Here is an 809-nt window from a genome sequence, read left to right as displayed (position 1 = left end):
TCACCACCACCTTCGTACAAACCGATTGTCGCTAGGTTGTTCTCAATAGAGCCACCAACGGTGTTATTACCATTAATAGATGTGAAGCCCCAACGAATACCTAACTCATCCATGTTACCCTCACTGATGGTGACAATTCGGGCTTCAATTTGTACTTGTTTGACTGGGATATCGAGCGATTCAATGATTTCGCGAATAACGGCGATGTTCTCTGGCAATTCTCTGATTAATAGCGAATTGGTTCGTTCATCAATGGTCATACTGCCACGCTCTGACAACATGCTAATGTTGTCTTCACCATTAATCATCTCTGCAATATCCGAAGCTTTAGCAAAATTGACTTTGATGATTTCTGATGAAAGTTCACCCATTTCTTCCGTCAGCTTTTGTTTTTCTAACTGCTGCTTCTCGCGCAAATCCAGCTCATCGGTCGGGGCGACCAAAATCACGTTGCCATCAACACGCTTATCTAACCCTTTCACTTGCAAGATGATGTCGAGCACTTGCTGCCACGGCACACCATCAAGACGCAGTGTAAGGTTGCCTTCGACAGAGTCCGAAACCACCAAGTTAAACTGGTTGTAATCTGCAATCAGCTGCAAAACGTTACGCACAGGAATGTCTTGAAAGTTAATCGAGATCAGCTTGCCTTCTTTTTCTAAGATGCTCTTGTCTGGCACTTTTTCATTTGGTTTAAGCTTGCTGACAGTGATTTCAAGATAACGCCCCGTCAAACGATAGTCATGCGTGCATTCTTCATCGATATACGCAACTAATCGTGTGGTGGAGGTATCGCGGAACACTTCCAC

1 protein-coding gene is annotated in these 809 nt (G+C 44.3%); it reads right to left on the bottom strand.

The features are described from left to right. Window positions 1–809 (bottom strand): secretin N-terminal domain-containing protein (locus R7R78_RS25485; RefSeq protein WP_318119575.1); only part of this gene is annotated, 809 nt, incomplete at both ends.

This window comes from Vibrio sp. 2134-1, from assembly GCF_033339495.1.
The sequence above is the reverse complement of the archived record's forward strand: the minus strand, read 5'-3'. Positions and strand labels throughout refer to the sequence as shown.